This window comes from Pseudomonas sp. MHK4 (genome assembly GCF_054600775.1).
Map to the genome: position 1 here is coordinate 229,550 of NZ_BAAIAK010000006.1, position 15,923 is coordinate 245,472.

A 15,923-nucleotide genomic window follows, 5' to 3' on the forward strand; every position below is an offset into this window, starting at 1 on the left:
ATCCCCATGCCCACAGAAAGCCAAAAGGCCTATCACGTTGGTGAAGGGTCCGAAGGCGAACACGTCATCACGTTCGCCAGCAGCAGCGCCCAGGCTCGACGCGAAGCCGGCAACGAACTGGGTCTCGAATTCAACGAGGTGAGCTTCTGCCGACGCGCACCGTGGGCAGATGAGTTTGCGGGTCAGCGATTCATTCCCGCCAAGGCGTACCACGATCAAGGCCGGTGGTTGTACTGCAACAACTGCGAGACGCAGCTGTATGAAGATGCTGCTGAAGACAACGACGGCAATCCGCTCACCATCATCTACGACGGCCGGCATGCCTACTGCGATCAGGACTGCAAGGATTCGCGGGACAAGTTGATCGCCGACGCGGATGCCAAGGGGGCGGCCTTCAAAGCCAAGGTGCTCGCCGAGCGCCCTGGCCTGACGTTCGGCGAGTTCAGCATTGGCTACCCGCACATCATCAAGTCCGTCACATTCAAGTTCCCGGGCTGCCAATACGGTGGTTCGGTGCGCGACCAGGAGGACAACGGCGAGCTGCACTGGTACGTCCCCCCAGGGTGACAAAGCAGCATGGGACTTCTATCAGCAGGAGCGCGCCGCATGACCAATCTCTTCTGGCGCCTGGTCGCCAAGCTGCTTGCGCGTCCGGCGATTGCTACCGGGCTTTCCCCCCGCTCGCTAGCCTTTGAAAATTTGGGCCCTGTGATAACGAAGAAATACCAATTGCTCTTTGGTGAAGGTCCCTACGTTGGAGACACCGCTCAGGCCCCACGAAGAAATAATAGCTCTAGCACTCTGCTCAACTAACACGTCCCCGTTATCCTCGAAAGTCATCCAGCCACGATCGAACAGTTTATCTACATGGGGGGCCAACAACAGACCATTATGACCATCAAGACGTTCGCTGTTATCGCCGCTCTTCCAAGGTTTTATGTGGCTGGCTACAAGAAATCGAGTATCGGTTATACCAGTGAGCCTGCACCCATTCTCTATCGACTGCACACGCTGGCGAAATAGGCCCTGACCAACTCGAGCCCTTGTTAACTGCTCACGCTCAGTCGGCGATATGCTCTGGTCCAGTTCAATCGCTATTTGCTGGGCATCCTCAAGAGAATGGTCTTCAAGCTCCAGTAGGCGATCGACAGAACCAGGGCTGACCTGACGCGCCAGGTCTAGCACGAGCGCCCCCAAATCGACAGAAACACTTGCCAAATAACAGCTTTGATTGCCGTTTCCGTTGCTCTGCAGGGGAGAGTTTCTGGAAGGGAGCAACGGTACGATAGCGGTCAAATGAGCTTTCGGTGATATGGGCATGTCGAGCACGACCCACTCAATTGGAACGAGCCAGCCGTTGGCTGACCAGTGTTCCCCCGTCAAACCGAACTCTTCAGGCTTTGGCTGCTCTTGATGCTCAGCTGTAACTACACCTACTGCCCGAATCTCGGCTCCTGCGTAAGAAAATACAATGTCGCCAGGCCGCACTAAGGTGAGGTTCAGATAGGTCTGATTCCGAGCGCCATTGCTATTTGCTTTAGGTGACCAGACATAACCACCCTCGATCTCTGAGCGGTAGGTTTGCTTGTGGTTTACCCACCAATATTGTACTGCCGCTACACGACTAGACTTCTCTGATTGTCGGGAAACAAAGGGCAGCTCCTGCCCCTTGTAAAAAGCGACCCGCATAGCTCCATTATTTTCGGTATTTTTACTGTCGTGGGGCAGCATTCTAATTTTGCCTTTTTGGTCGAACCGACCATCTTCGATCAATGCAATTAGATCCGTCGCGGTCGCAGGCTTGAAGCCTCGATTGTGGGATTCAAAGCTGTAGCTGAATTTTCCTTTTTGCCCCGCAACTGTCTGCTTGTAGGGATGGCATTCGATGCCGTCATCATTAATTCCTACAACGTCGTATAAAAATTCAAAACTACTCATTCGGCTGTGCTCAGGGTTTTAAGACTACCCAGATAATGGATTACCTCCCCCCAAAATGAAATCCGTTTCGACCGCGATACGTTAACCCCTCCCCCTTCAAAGTCAGCCGCTATAGCGGCAAGGACGAAGTCATGCCTGAAGAAATCAAATTGATCCAGCCAGCACCTGTCGTGCGCGATGAAATGGGTTCGTTTCAGCACCCAGATCTGCCCGACTTCGACGAGGGCGACGGTGACAAGTGCAAAGCATGGGTTGCCGAACAGCGCCTGAAGGTGGCGATGGTGAGCCTTGAGTATGCCGACGAAGCCGTTGCCGATCGCTACTTCGAATCCGGCGACCCGGATTACAGCTACTGGGAGCCTGACCGCCCCGAAGGCGAAGATTGGTTCTGCCTGGCGATTCACGACACCGACGATGGCCCTGTCTGCTGGTGGGCACGCCGAGAGGTGGCGCCATGACCCAGCAACGTGAACCGCTGCGGCGGTCAAAAACAGACGAAGACCGTATGAACCTTCCGGAAGGCAAGACTTGCGGTGACTGCGTGCATGCACGTCGCTGCACGATGATGTTCGGTCACATCCCGGAAGATGAGGCTTGCGACTGGGCACCGTCCCGGTTCCGCGAGGCATCTCAGCAGATGACGCCATGATCGCCCTCGCCTGGTTCGCCTACGTGTACTGCTGCAAGGGGCTTCGAACCTGAGGGTTCGCCCCACCAGTCACTTCAGGAAGGGGAGCTGCGAGTTACGCAACTGGCGAGACGAACGAGTAGACCATAGTCCAACCACTCAACCTTCCTCCCGCCCCTCATCTGATTTCCACAATCCACCTACCAGCCTGCCAGTGAACGGCGGGCGAGGACTGCGCGTGAATATTTACCGACACACCTTCGCAGCCGCCTGCCCAGTCGACGGCGAAATGATCATCTACCAGCTGGAGGTTCGGTCGTCGAAGATGATCCACGTTGAACACATCAAGGCCGCGACGGCGATCATCAAGAAAGGCTGGCACGAACAGATTGCCGATCGCCTGTCTGAAGCGCTGGGTGGTAATCAAACAATCATCGCCACCCACCAGGGCGTCGAGATCGAAACAATGAGGCTCAGTGGATGATTGCGTATCACGGCACGCCAATCGGAGGAACTCGACAAGACGGTGCGCGGTTCCTTGCCGGCCGGCACGCCCTCGTGCCGTTCCCGCGCCAAGACGACATGGGCATCGTCGCCGACGTTTGCCGGTCGTTCGTCTTCGACAACGGTGCATTTTCGGTCTGGAAGAAAGGCGGCAAGCTTGACGTCGACGGATACACCCGTTGGGTTGAGCAATGGCACAGGCACCCGGGTTTCGATTGGGCGCTGATCCCCGACGTCATCGATGGGGACGAAGCCGCGAACGACGCACTGCTGACGGCATGGCCGGTGGAGTTGCGCGGAGTACCGGTTTGGCATCTGCATGAATCGCTCGAGCGTCTTGCTCGCCTGGCTGCTGACTGGCCAACGGTGGCAATTGGCAGCTCCGGCCAGTGGGCGAGCCCAGGAACGTCAGCATGGTGGAAGCGGATCGGCTCAGCGATGGACGCCATCTGCGACGACCAAGGTCGGCCCGCTTGCCGCCTTCACGGTCTGCGCATGCTCGACCCAGCGATCTTCCAGCACCTGCCATTCTCCTCGGCTGACTCCACAAACGCAGCGGTCAACGGCGGCAGCATCAGCCGTTTCGGAATGTACGCCCCGCCTACCGCCGGCCAGCGCGCCAACGTCATTGCGGATCGCATCGAAGCGCACAACAGTTCACCCATCTGGCAACGAGAAACCCAGGCCGAGATGGCCGTCTAATCCACCACCTTCTGCCGCCACGCGCGGAATGGAGCAGCATCATGGAAATTCAAAGTGAAACTCTCGCCGATGAAGAGCTGGCGGCTATCACCGGCTATCAACTCCCTTCACGCCAACTTGGTTGGCTCAATCAAAATGGCTGGAAGTACGTGCTGACCGGTGCGCGCCGCCCTGTCGTCGGTCGGGTATATGCCCGAATGAAACTAGCCGGGGTCAGACCATCAGCAGAAAACGTTGCGGCCGAAGCCTGGTCGCTGGACTTGTCACGCGTGGGGTAAGGAATGCGCCCAAGAAAGGCAGCAAACAGAGACCTGCCGCCTCGGATGATCCGGCGGGTAAGGACGCTGAAAAGCGGTGTGCAGTGGGTGGGTTATTACTATGACGGGAAGGATGACGCGGGGAAGAGAATTGAAATTCCTCTTGGGGGGGATTTGGACATCGCCAAAGCTGAATGGGCGAAGCTCGACTGCAAGCCGGTACCGGCGAAGAACACTTTGCTGGGCAAAGTGTTTGACCGTTACGAAGCTGAGATCATCCCCAGCAAGAAGCCGAGAACCCAGAAGGACAATCTGCTCTCGCTGACACAGCTCAGGAAGGCATTCAGCGATGCGCCGATCAACGCGGTGACACCACAGGCAATCGCTCAGTACCGTGACAAACGAACCGGTAAGGTTCGGGCGAACCGCGAAATCTCGCTGCTGTCACACATCTACAACATCGCCAGGGAATGGGGGGTCACCGACAAGGAGAACCCCGCCTCTGGCGTGCGCAAGAATAAAGAAACGCCCCGCGACTTCTACGCCGATGCGACTATCTGGAACGCCGTGTACGGAGCGGCATCGCCTGAGCTGAAGGATGCCATGGACTTGGCCTATTTCACCGCTCAGCGCCCTGCTGATGTTCTGTCTATGCGCGCCACGGATGTCATCGACAGCTTCCTACAAGTTGCCCAGGGCAAGACGTCGAAGAAGTTACGCATTCGGCTCGAGGCTGGAGAGGTCATCAATGGCCTGGGCGAACTGATTGAGAGGCTGCTCGAGCAACGGAAGGCACGCGCCATCCGGAACCCATACCTGATTGTCACCGAGGATGGTCGACGGGTGACCGCAGCAATGCTTCGTCTGAGGTTTGACGATGCACGCAATACCGCGATCAAGGAAGCATTGGAGAATCAGGATGCCCATCTTGCGGCCAGCATTCGCCTATTTCAGTTCAGGGATATTCGGCCAAAGGCGGCCAGCGAAATCGACGATCTGGGGCATGCAAGTCGCCTGCTTGGTCACACCGACAAGCGCATCACCGAGACGGTTTACCGGCGCGTCGGGGAGATCGTAAAGCCCACCCGATGAGGCCGAAAAACAGACCAAATTCGTTTCCGCAAGTAAAGTGCCGCCCCTTGATTTTAGCGGCCTCCAGAGCATCGGAGAATGTTCGCTTGCGGAAACCAAGAAATGCTAACCAATTGATATATAACGTTTATTCTTCGGACTTGAAAACCGTCGACTGTAACAGGTCCATGAGTTCGAATCCCATCGCCTCCGCCATCTTTATACGACAAAGCCCTGATTTATCAGGGCTTTGTCGTTTCTGGGATTTGGCTTTCCCTGCCATCTCTACGCGGAGCGTTTGCCACTCAGATTGCCATTCAGACTGATTTACACGTTAACCAGGCACTCCAGAACAGGCTGCTGAAAAAACGGGTAGCGTCGCCAAAACCCGCATCGTGCAAAAGCTTCTGAACAGCCGCCTCAGAATGTGGAGGGTCAGCGCCTTGGAGAATCTTCCCAAGCTTGACCTTCACTTCATCCGGGCTCGCTCCGTGCTGCCGCCACCGTTGCCCCCAGGCAGCCAGGAGCAACGGCTGGCTGGCATAGGCATATTGGTTGCCGGCGACAATCAGCGCAGCGCCCGTTTCAGACGAGCCCGAATGGATCTCAGAATTTCTCCCTTGGCATCATCACCATCGAGATGATGGAGTACACCAATCAAAGTGGCTGCGTCGTAGGACTCATCTGCGGCCAAGTCTTCAACGTGCCCAAGGTGCACGTCCGTTCTTTCAAGCACGTTGTTTACGGCTAACTGCTGTTTAGCGGCTTCCAGCATCGGCCCGGATGGATCAACGGCGGTGAAGCGCCAGCCCGGTTCAAGCCTGGCCATCGCAATGATCTCCTGCGCCGTACCGCCAGCGCCGACTACCAGTATTTTTGCCGAGCCCCTATTTCCAAGGCTTGCCGCGAGCATGCACGCCACCAAGTCCTGACAGGCGTCATAACCTGCCAGTGCGATACGGCTCTGTCGTCCGTATTCACTGGCCCGGGCGTTATCAAACTTTCCAGCTGAATCAAGTGGTGATTTCAAGGCGGTTCTCCATGTCCTTGAATCAACTTAGGTCATAAACAGCGATAATAAAAATTCATTAATCTTATGCACTGCATTCCTGACAGAAATGCCATGGCACTCAGGTTTTGTCCAAGCGACACGTTTGATGTGCTTTCCTCCCGCGCCTTATTTCTTGTGCGGCAATACCGCGCCCAATACCTGCTTGGCCGTTTGCACGATCACCCCGGCTTCATTCGGGTCACCCTTGAGCAAAGTCGTGGCGAATTTCCTGGCCTGTTCGAGCTTGATGTGTGGCGGCAACGGCGGCACGTCGGGGTCGGTCTTGAACTCGATCAGCACCGGAACGTCCGAGGCCAGCGCCTGATCCCAGGCGGCGGCAACGTCTTCCTCGCGGTCGACGAAAATCCCTTTCAGCCCGATCGAAATGGCGAACAGGTGGTACGGCACGTCCGGGATGCTTTGCGATGCTTCGAACTTCGGATCCCCCTCCATCACCCGTTGCTCCCAGGTGACCTGATTGAGGTCTTCGTTGTTGAACACCGCGCAGATCCATCGCGGACTTTGCCATTGGCGCCAGTATTTGGCGACGGTGATCAGCTCGGCCATGTTGTTCATCTGCATGGCGCCGTCACCCACCAGTGCGATCACCGGGCGCTCGGGAAACGCAAACTTTGCTGCAATCGCATAGGGCACGGCGGCGCCCATCGAAGCCAATCCCCCGGACAGCGAGCATTTCATGCCGCGGCGTATTTTCAGGTCGCGGGCGTACCAGTTGGCGCACGAACCGGAGTCACTGGTGATGATCGCCTGCTCAGGCAAGCGTGGCGAAAGCTCATGGACCACCCGCTGCGGATTGATCGGCCTGGCTTTGCTCATGGCACGTTTTTCCAGGACCTTGTCCCAGCTCCCGCGCCAGCCTTCGACCTTCTTGCGCCATTTGCGCTCGGTTTTCTGTTCGAGCAAAGGCAGCAATGCGGCTAGTGTTTCTGCAGCATCGCCGAGCAGATTCACCTCCATGGGATAGCGCAGGCTGAGCATGTCCGGTTGCAAGTCGATCTGCACACCACGCGCCTGCCCTTCTTTGGGCAGGAACTCGGAATACGGGAAGCCCGAGCCGATCATCAGCAAGGTGTCACACTCGCTCATCAGCTTGTAGCTGGGTTCGGTACCGAGCAAACCAATACTGCCGGTGACCCAGGGCAAATCATCCGGCAACACGGCTTTACCGAGCAGCGCCTTGGCCACCCCGGCGCCGAGCCTCTCTGCCACTGCAATGACTTGATCGGTGGCCTGCAACGCGCCGGCGCCGACCAGAATCGCGACCTTTTTACCCGCATTCAAAACGTCTGCCGCGCGTTGCAGATCAACCTCGTAAGGCATCACTCTCGGCTTGCTGTAGCCGACCCCGGAATGCGCGGTGCCATGCGCCCTGCCCGGCGGCTCATACTCAAGATCCTGCAAGTCATTGGGCAGAATGATTGCGGTCACACGCCGCTCGCCGATGGCAGTGCGCACCGCCCGGTCGATCAGGTGGCGTACTTGCGCCGGTGCCGAAGCCTGCTGCACGAAGGCTCCGGCGACATCCTTGAACATCGACAGCAGATCGAGTTCTTGCTGGTAATGGCTGCCCAGCGCCGTGCGCGCCTGCTGGCCAACGATGGCCAGCACTGGCATGTGATCCATGCGCGCGTCGTAAAGGCCGGTGATAAGGTGCGACGCGCCGGGGCCGGAGGTTGCAATACAGACACCCAACTCACCGGTGAACTTGGCATGCGCCGACGCCATGAACGCGGCCATTTCCTCGTGCCTGGCCTGAACGAATTCAATCTTGCCCTTGGCCCGGCTCAGCGCTCCAAAAACGCCATTGATGCCATCCCCTGGATAACCAAAGATCCGTGTCACCCCCCATTCGCTGAGCCGCCCAATCAGAAAATCCCCAACTGTCGTCGTCATGTCGTTCCTCGCCTTCGACCGGTGCATCAAGCATTTCCGACACAAGGTTGAGCCGGAACCTGTAAGGGTCTGGACACCTGGGCGCAGATCGAAGTTCTGCTCGATGCACTAGGATGTCATCATGATTGTCCTGCCTGTCTGCGCGTTTTATGCAAAATCGCGTAAGGCGTATTCGATAACGACCCTGGTTCATGTGCCCATCATCGCAATTGACTTGGCAATATCGCTTTCAAGCCAAGCGTCTGCTTCATGGCACAATCCCCCACCTTGATCATTTCGGAGACCATAATGCTTCGCGTGTTTGAACGAAGGCTCGACCCATTTCCCCCCGACGAGACACCACCTCCGCCGGTCGGCCTGATGCGGTTCCTGTGGGCCTGCATGCGAGGAGCCCGCGGTTATGTCCTCTTGCTTGCGCTGCTCAGTGCCAGTGTGTCGATCTACGAAGCCTGGTTGTTTTCCTTTCTTGGACAGGTCGTGGACCTGCTCTCGACATGGCAGGCCGGTGGCAATGCGAACGGGCAGGAAAGTCGAGTGCTGTGGGGTATCGCGATCGTGTTGCTCACCAGCATTGGGCTGGTGGCGCTGCGCACCATGGTGCAGCACCAGGTATTGGCGATCAATCTGCCGCTGCGGCTGCGCTGGGACTTCCATCGGCTGATGCTGCGGCAAAGCCTTTCATTCTTTTCCGATGAGTTCTCCGGCCGGGTTACGACCAAGGTGATGCAGACGGCATTGGCGGTGCGCGAAGTGCTGTTCACCCTCATCGAAATCGCACCCGGCATCGGCGTTTACTTTATTGCAATCATCGCATTGGCCGGCGGCTTCGCCCTGAAACTCATGCTGCCTTTTCTTGCCTGGGTCGCGTTGTTCGGGCTGGCCATGCTGTACTTTGTGCCACGCCTGGGGCAAGTCGGGCAGGAACAGGCCCATGCGCGATCGTCGATGACGGGGCGTATTTCCGACGCCTACACCAATATCACCACAGTGAAACTGTTCTCCCACTCCAATCGTGAAGCGCATTTCGCGCGCGCGGCGATGGAGGATTTCAAGCAAACCGGCTTTCGCCAGATGCGCCTGGTCAGCCAGTTCGAGATCGTCAACCAGGCGTTGGTGGTGGCGTTGATCATGGCAGCAGGTGGCTACGCGCTGTGGCTATGGCACCAGGGTGAAGTCGGTGCAGGTGCCGTGGCGGCGATCACCGCCATGGCATTGCGTATCAATGGCATGTCGCACTGGATCATGTGGCAAATGACTTCGCTGTTCGAAAACATCGGCACCGTGCAGGACGGCATGGCCACCCTGACCCGTGGCCCCAAGGTGCAGGATGCACCGAACGCTGGCGTGCTGGTGCCCTCCGGCGGCGCGGTGACCTTTGACAAGGTGAGCTTCAACTACAACGGTGAACGCCAGGTGCTCGACGGCTTGAGCCTGAACATCCGCCCGGGCGAAAAGATCGGCCTGGTGGGCCGTTCCGGCGCCGGCAAATCGACTTTGATCAACCTGTTGCTGCGCTTCTATGACGTGGACAGCGGCGAGATCCGCATCGACGGGCAAAACATCGCCCAGGTGACCCAGGACAGCCTGCGCAGCGCTATCGGCATGGTCACTCAGGACACTTCCCTGTTGCACCGCTCGATTCGCGACAACATCGCCTACGGCCGTCCGGACGCGACCGACGCGCAGGTCCGCAGCGCCGCGGCCAACGCCCAAGCCGACGGTTTCATCAGCCAATTGAGCGATCGGCAAGGCCATAGCGGCTATGACACCCTGGTGGGTGAGCGCGGCATCAAGCTCTCGGGCGGCCAGCGCCAGCGCATCGCCATCGCCCGGGTGATGCTCAAGAACGCCCCGATCCTGTTACTGGACGAGGCCACCAGTGCCCTGGATTCCGAAGTCGAAGTCGCTATCCAGGAAAGCCTCGATGAAATGATGCAGGGCAAGACCGTCATCGCCATCGCCCATCGGCTGTCGACGATTGCGGCCATGGATCGGCTCATAGTCATGGATGAGGGACGCATCATCGAACAAGGTACCCACGCTCAATTGCTGGAAAGAAACGGCACCTACGCGCGGCTCTGGCAGCATCAGAGTGGTGGTTTCCTGGGAGAGGACCAGGGGGTGACCGAGGCGATGGATCAGGCTTGAACGTGAACGGTTGGAAGCAGTGATCGGCGACGGGTGCACCGGTTCGAATACGGTCCGTTGATCAGTGTCGGAATCTGAGCAACCTGCGTCATTGCATGGACGCAGGTGCCTTTGTACTTGCGCTTCGACATTCCCGATCTGCCACTAGGCGTCTACGCTTGCCAGAACATCAGTTTTGCGGAGCGATCATGAGCAACTTCCCTATCGTTGCCACGGTACTCTCGATGATTTTGGGGCTGTCCGTGACGCGCCTGCTGCTGGGTGCGTTAACGGTGTTCCGCATCCGTCGTGTGGCCAAGCCTGACTGGGTCGCGCTGGTCTGGGCCGCAATGCTTTTCGCCACACAGCTGGATTTCTGGTGGGCCGTCAACGCGCTGCCGGAGATAAAAGGGACATTCTCGTTTCTTGAGTTTCTTTTACTCGTTTTATTGGCGTTATCGCTTTTTGTATCTGCCGCATTATTGCTGCCAAGCCGAAGCGAGGACGAGCAACAGGGTCTTCGTGTCTACTTTGAACAGGATGGCCGCTATGCCCTTCTGTCACTGTCGACGTATCTTTTTCTCGGGCTCGTCGTAAATGTCACGTTATTCCAGGCATCGCCAATAACGCTTTGGGGCGCCCTGGATGTCATCATGATTGTTCTTCCTGTCTGCGCATTTTATGCAAAATCGCGCAAAGCGTATTCGATAATAACCCTGATCTTTGTGCCCATTATCGCGATTGACCTGGCGATATCGCTTTCAGCCTGAACTGCCCCCTGTGGGAGCGGGCCTGCTCGCGATGGCGGCGTATCAGGCGATGAAGGTGTTGGCTGTCCCGGCCTCTTCGCTGGCAAGCCAGCTCCTACAGGTTTATGAGCGCTTCCGGGATTTGCGTCTGGCGGTGATCCACTGTAGGAGCCGGCTTGCCGGCGACGGCGGTGTGTCAGGTGAGAGAGATACTGGATGTGGCCTCTTCGCTGGCAAGCCAGCTCCTACAGGTTTATGAGCGCTTCCGGGATTTGCGTCTGGCGTTGATCCACTGTAGGAGCCGGCTTGCCGGCGAAGGCGGTGTGTCAGGTGAGAGAGATACTGGATGTGGCCTCTTCGCTGGCAAGCCAGCTCCTACAGGTTTATGAGCGCTTCCGGGATTTGCGTCTGGCGGTGATCCACTGTAGGAGCCGGCTTGCTGGCGATGGCGGTGTGTCAGGTGAGGGAGATACTGGATGTGGCCTCTTCGCTGGCAAGCCAGCTCCTACAGGTTTATGAGCGCTTCCGGAATTTGCGTCCGGCGGTGATCCACTGTAGGAGCCGGCTTGCCGGCGAAGGCGGTGTGTCAGGTGAGAGAGATACTGGATGTGGCCTCTTCGCTGGCAAGCCAGCGCCTACAGGTTTATGAGCGCTTCCGGGATTTGCGTCTGGCGGTGATCCACTGTAGGAGCCGGCTTGCCGGCGAAGGCGGTGTGTCAGGTGAGGGAGATGCTGGATTTGGCCTCTTCGCTGGCAAGCCAGCTCCTACAGGTTTATGAGCGCTTCCGGGATTTGCGTCTGGCGTTGATCCACTGTAGGAGCCGGCTTGCCGGCGAAGGCGGTGTGTCAGGTGAGGGAGATGCTGGATGTGGCCTCTTCGCTGGCAAGCCAGCTCCTACAGGTTTATTGGGTGTTCGGTGATGCCCTGGCTAATCCTTGGCCCGTGCACGCTGCAACACCGACTCGCCCGCCTGTGGCGGCAGTCGCAGATTGTCCAGCAAGGCGATGGCCGCAATCACCGCCACACACAGGAACGCCAGCTGAAAGTCGCCCGTCTCGGCGTGCCCTGGCGTGCCATGGAGGTTCATGGCCAGGCGTAGCAGCAGCGCACCGATGGCCACCCCCATTGCCATGCTCAACTGGAAGAACATGCTGAACAAGGTCGAAGCGTCGCTCATCTGCTCCTTGGGGATTTCGGCAAAGGCCAGTGTGTTGAACACGGTGAACTGCATGGAGCGTGACAGGCCACCGACAAACAGGATGAACAGGATCAGCGCCGGGCTCATGCGCTCATCCAGCAACGCACAGGCCGCTATCGCCAGGACGCCCAGGATGCCGTTGACCATCAGCACCGGACGAAACCCCCAACGCTGCATCACCCAGGTGGTGAAGGGTTTCATCGCCAGGTTGCCGGCAAACACCGCCAGTACCAGCAGCCCCGCATCGAACGCGGAAAGACCAAACGCCAGTTGAAACATCAGCGGCAGGAGAAACGGCAAGGTGCTGATGGCAATGCGGAAAATCGAGCCACCGCACAGGCAGACGTTGAAGGTACGAATACCGGTTACCCCCAGCGCCAAGAGTGGGTGCGCACGCCGACGCATATGTCGCCAGGCAAACACACCAAGCACCCCACCGGCACCACTCAGCGCCAGCCCTTGCAACAGGTCGTCCTGGCTTTGCCCCAGCATCTCCACGCCATACAACAAGGCAGCGCTGGCGATGCCCACCAGCAGGAATCCACTGAAATCGAAAGCCCTGGCACTGGCGTCGTCCCGTTTGGGCAGCAAGACCTGCGCGACTATCAGGGCCAGCACGCCCAACGGCAGATTGAGGTAGAAAATCCACGGCCAGGACGCGTGGGTGACGATGAAACCGCCCACCGGAGGCCCGAGTACCGGAGCCACCAGGCCGGGCCAGGTAATGAATGAGATCGCGCGCACCAGGTCTTTTTTCTCAGTGGTACGCAGCACCGCCAGGCGCCCCACCGGTACCATCATCGCGCCGCTGATGCCCTGCAGCACGCGCGCGGCGACAAAGGTTTCCAGGCTATTGCTCAACCCGCACATCAGCGAAGACAGGCTGAACAGCACGATCGCCGAACTGAAGACCCAGCGCGTACCGAAACGATCGGCCAACCAGCCGCTGATGGGTATGAACACCGCCACCGCGAGCATGTAGGCGCTCATGCCAACGTTTAGGTCCACCGGCGCGACACCAAACGTGCTGGCCATGTCGGGCAGCGCGGTTGCGATTACCGTGGCATCGAGGTTCTCCATGAAGAAGGTGACGGCAACCAATAGGGCAATCCATGTTGAGCGGCGTTGAGACATTGGTCATTCCAGTTCGGCCAGGTCGTTGCCCGACACTGTACAACAGACAGGGCGCTGAACCTCCTGCTTCAGCGCCCTCCTCCTTACGCCCGCGTGGTTTTGTGCATAGTCGTTCGCAAGGGGTTGATGGCGACGGCCGCACTCTGGGCCGGCGCTGGCTCGATCTTTGTGTCTTCGACTTCGCCATTCAAGGCCTTGTGCATCTTCACCGTGTCCAGCGCCCCAACCCACTTGGCGATGGCCATGGTGCCGACGCCATTGCCGATGGTGTTGGTGATCGCCCTCGCCTCCGACATGAACCGATCGACACCCAACAGCAGCACCATGCCCGCGACAGGAATGGTGCCGAGGGACGATAACGTCGCCGCCAGGATGATGAACCCCGAGCCCGTGACACCCGCCGAGCCTTTGGAGGTGAACATCAACACCGCCAGCACAATCAGCTGGTCCGTCAGGGTGAGCGGCGTGTTGGTGGCCTGGGCGATGAAGATCGCGGCGATGGTGTAGTAGATCGCCTGGCCGTCCGGATTGAAGGTCAGGCCCGAGGGAATGATCATCCCCGCCACAGGTTTGGACACACCGGCCTTTTCCATCTTGGAAATCATCTGCGGCAACACCGATTCCGAAGAGCTGGTGCCGAGCACGGTGAACAGTTCGTCCTTGATGAACTTGAGGAACTTCCACAGGCTGAATCCGCTGTAGCGGCAGATCGGCCCCAGGACAAAGATCACGAACACGGCGCAGGTCAGGTAGACGCAGGCCATCAGCTTGCCCAGGGAGAACAGCGAGCCGAAGCCGTATTTGCCGATGGTGAACGCGATGGCGCCGAATGCACCGATGGGCGCCAGGCGCATGACCATGTTGACGATGCGAAACATACCCTGCATCAGGCTATCGAGCGTGTCGACGAACACTTTGCCCCGTGGCCCCACATACGCCAGCGCGACACCGAGCAGAATTGAAAACAGCAGGATCTGCAGGACATTGCCCTTGGCAAAGGCGTCGACGATGGTGTCGGGAATGATGTTCATGACGAAGTCCATGAACGACGCGTGCTTGACCGCAGTGGTATAGGTGGCAAGGCTGGAGGTGTCGAGGGTGGCGACATCGATGTTCATGCCGGCGCCAGGCTTGAACACATCGACCACTACCAGGCCGACGACCAGGGCCAGGGTGGACACCACCTCGAAATAAATCAATGCGCGAAAGCCGACGCGCCCCAACTCCTTCATGTTCTCCATCTTGGCGATGCCCGTGACCACGGTCAGGAAGATCACCGGGGCCAGGAGCATCTTGATCAGTTTGATGAACGCGTCGCCCAGGGGCTTGAGCGCAGTTCCGGTCTCGGGAATGAACACCCCGACGATGGCGCCGAGAATCACCGCGATGAGCACTTGTACGTAGAGTTTGCCGAATATTCTTTTCATGACAGGGCCCTGATTTTTTATTGTTGTCAGGAAATGCCGAGGAGCCGGATCCAGTGATCCGCCCCTCGGCGCTGTGCCGCAGTACTACTTTGAAGCGCTGGAAAATATCAGCGGTTGATCAAGGCGATGACGGCATCGGTGATCTGCCGGGTGCTGGCGTTACCGCCCAGATCCGGGGTGTGCAGGCCGCTTTCAGTCACGGCTTCGATGGCCGACATCAGCTGCTTGGCCGCGGCGGGCTCGCCCAGGTGTTCGAGCATCATGGCCGCGGTCCAGAAGGTCGCGATCGGGTTGGCGACACCTTTGCCGGTGATGTCGAAGGCCGAACCGTGGATCGGTTCGAACATCGAGGGGAATTTGCGCGACGGGTTGAGGTTGGCGGTCGGCGCAATGCCCAGGCTGCCGGACAGCGCGGCGGCGAGATCGGAGAGGATGTCGGCGTGCAGGTTGGTGGCGACGATCACGTCCAGGGTCGAGGGTTTGAGCACCATGCGCGTGGTCACGGCGTCGACCAGTTCCTTGTCGATCTGCACATCCGGAAAATCCTTGGCGACCTCGTAGAAGATCTCGTCCCACAGCACCATGCCATGACGCTGGGCATTGGACTTGGTGACCATGGTCAGGTGCTTGCGCGGCCGGCTTTGCGCCAGTTCGAAGGCGAAGCGGTGAATGCGCTCGACCCCGGCACGGGTGAACACCGACACTTCAGTGGCGACTTCTTCCGGCAAGCCCCGGTGCACGCGACCGCCGTTGCCGGAGTATTCGCCTTCGGAGTTTTCCCGCACCACCACCCAGTCGATCTGGTCGCCGTTGTGCAGCGGGCTTTTCACCCCGGGCAACACCCGCGCCGGACGCACGTTGGCGTATTGATCGAAACCCTGGCAGATCGGCAGGCGCAGGCCCCACAGGGAAATATGATCGGGAACGTTGAGCGCACCCACAGCGCCGAAGAAAATCGCGTCGAAGGTTTTCAGTTCTTCCAGCCCGCCTTGCGGGATGTAGTAACCATTTTTCAGGTAGTTATCCGAGTTCCAGTCGAAGTGTTTGAAATCCAGTTCGAAGCCGGACTTTTTCGACAGGGCTTGCAGCACCTCGACGCCTGCGGCGATCACTTCAACACCGATGCCGTCACCTGGAACCGCAGCTATTTTGTATGCGTTCATCGTTAACTCCACTCTCGTCACGTTCTTGTTGTGCCTGTTGAACGGGGTGTTCAATCAGG

Annotated in this window: 14 protein-coding genes and 1 pseudogene; 9 read left to right on the forward strand and 6 right to left on the reverse strand. The window is 58.4% G+C overall.

The window, feature by feature from the left end:
- The first annotated feature begins 6 nt into the window (after positions 1-6).
- The gene (locus tag ACYP2Q_RS17535) at positions 7-567 is read left to right on the forward strand and encodes a hypothetical protein (protein ID WP_459731648.1); all 561 of its coding nucleotides are present in this window, start codon (positions 7-9) and stop codon (positions 565-567) included.
- 117 nt (positions 568-684) lie between these two features.
- Here ACYP2Q_RS17535 and ACYP2Q_RS17540 read toward each other — a convergent pair whose 3' ends face one another.
- On the reverse strand, positions 685-1,938 hold the full coding sequence (locus tag ACYP2Q_RS17540) for an HNH endonuclease (RefSeq protein ID WP_459731649.1): 1,254 nt from the start codon (positions 1,936-1,938) through the stop codon (positions 685-687).
- 131 nt (positions 1,939-2,069) lie between these two features.
- On the opposite strand from ACYP2Q_RS17540, the gene ACYP2Q_RS17545 reads away from it, so the two are divergent.
- The 6 genes from ACYP2Q_RS17545 to ACYP2Q_RS17570 all read left to right on the forward strand — a co-directional run bounded on the left by ACYP2Q_RS17545 (position 2,070) and on the right by ACYP2Q_RS17570 (position 5,121).
- Positions 2,070-2,396 carry a hypothetical protein gene (locus ACYP2Q_RS17545; protein WP_459731651.1) on the forward strand — a complete coding sequence of 109 codons (327 nt, stop codon included), beginning with the start codon at positions 2,070-2,072 and terminating at the stop codon, positions 2,394-2,396.
- Positions 2,393-2,587, forward strand: a complete 195-nt coding sequence (locus ACYP2Q_RS17550) for a hypothetical protein (RefSeq protein WP_459731653.1) — start codon at positions 2,393-2,395, stop codon at positions 2,585-2,587. Before ACYP2Q_RS17545 ends, ACYP2Q_RS17550 begins: the two co-directional genes overlap by 4 nt.
- A 217-nt stretch (positions 2,588-2,804) precedes the next feature.
- Entirely contained in the window at positions 2,805-3,050 is a 246-nt protein-coding gene (locus ACYP2Q_RS17555; protein ID WP_459731655.1) for a hypothetical protein, read from the forward strand.
- A complete protein-coding gene (locus ACYP2Q_RS17560; protein ID WP_459731656.1) occupies positions 3,047-3,772 on the forward strand; it encodes a hypothetical protein in 726 nt (241 codons plus the stop codon). The genes ACYP2Q_RS17555 and ACYP2Q_RS17560 overlap by 4 nt, the downstream gene beginning before the upstream one ends.
- Positions 3,773-3,813: 41 nt before the next feature.
- Entirely contained in the window at positions 3,814-4,050 is a 237-nt protein-coding gene (locus ACYP2Q_RS17565) for a DUF4224 domain-containing protein (protein ID WP_459731657.1), read from the forward strand.
- A 3-nt stretch (positions 4,051-4,053) separates the two neighbouring features.
- On the forward strand, positions 4,054-5,121 hold the full coding sequence (locus tag ACYP2Q_RS17570) for a tyrosine-type recombinase/integrase (protein WP_459731658.1): 1,068 nt from the start codon (positions 4,054-4,056) through the stop codon (positions 5,119-5,121).
- Positions 5,122-5,417: 296 nt separating this feature from the next.
- On the opposite strand, the pseudogene ACYP2Q_RS17575 reads toward ACYP2Q_RS17570, so the two are convergent.
- Positions 5,418-6,013 (reverse strand): annotated as a pseudogene (locus tag ACYP2Q_RS17575) (SAM-dependent methyltransferase).
- Positions 6,014-6,277: 264 nt separating this feature from the next.
- Positions 6,278-8,065: a thiamine pyrophosphate-requiring protein gene (locus ACYP2Q_RS17580; protein WP_459731659.1), complete on the reverse strand. Its 1,788-nt coding sequence runs from the start codon at positions 8,063-8,065 to the stop codon at positions 6,278-6,280.
- Positions 8,066-8,353: 288 nt separating this feature from the next.
- Between ACYP2Q_RS17580 and ACYP2Q_RS17585 the strand changes: the two genes are divergently transcribed.
- Both ACYP2Q_RS17585 and ACYP2Q_RS17590 read left to right on the forward strand, forming a co-directional pair.
- Complete coding sequence (locus ACYP2Q_RS17585) at positions 8,354-10,213, forward strand: ABC transporter ATP-binding protein (protein WP_459731660.1); 1,860 nt, start codon at positions 8,354-8,356, stop codon at positions 10,211-10,213.
- A gap of 188 nt (positions 10,214-10,401) precedes the next feature.
- Positions 10,402-10,962, forward strand: coding sequence for a hypothetical protein (locus ACYP2Q_RS17590; protein ID WP_459731661.1), 561 nt, complete (start codon positions 10,402-10,404; stop codon positions 10,960-10,962).
- A gap of 908 nt (positions 10,963-11,870) precedes the next feature.
- Here ACYP2Q_RS17590 and ACYP2Q_RS17595 read toward each other — a convergent pair.
- The 3 genes from ACYP2Q_RS17595 to ACYP2Q_RS17605 all read right to left on the reverse strand — a co-directional run bounded on the left by ACYP2Q_RS17595 (position 11,871) and on the right by ACYP2Q_RS17605 (position 15,864).
- Complete coding sequence (locus tag ACYP2Q_RS17595; RefSeq protein WP_459731663.1) at positions 11,871-13,274, reverse strand: MFS transporter; 1,404 nt, start codon at positions 13,272-13,274, stop codon at positions 11,871-11,873.
- Positions 13,275-13,357: 83 nt separating this feature from the next.
- Positions 13,358-14,701 (reverse strand): dicarboxylate/amino acid:cation symporter, encoded by a 1,344-nt coding sequence (locus tag ACYP2Q_RS17600; protein WP_459731664.1) that lies wholly within the window; start codon positions 14,699-14,701, stop codon positions 13,358-13,360.
- 107 nt (positions 14,702-14,808) lie between these two features.
- Positions 14,809-15,864, reverse strand: a complete 1,056-nt coding sequence (locus ACYP2Q_RS17605; protein WP_459731666.1) for a tartrate dehydrogenase — start codon at positions 15,862-15,864, stop codon at positions 14,809-14,811.
- Between the last annotated feature and the right edge of the window lie 59 nt (positions 15,865-15,923).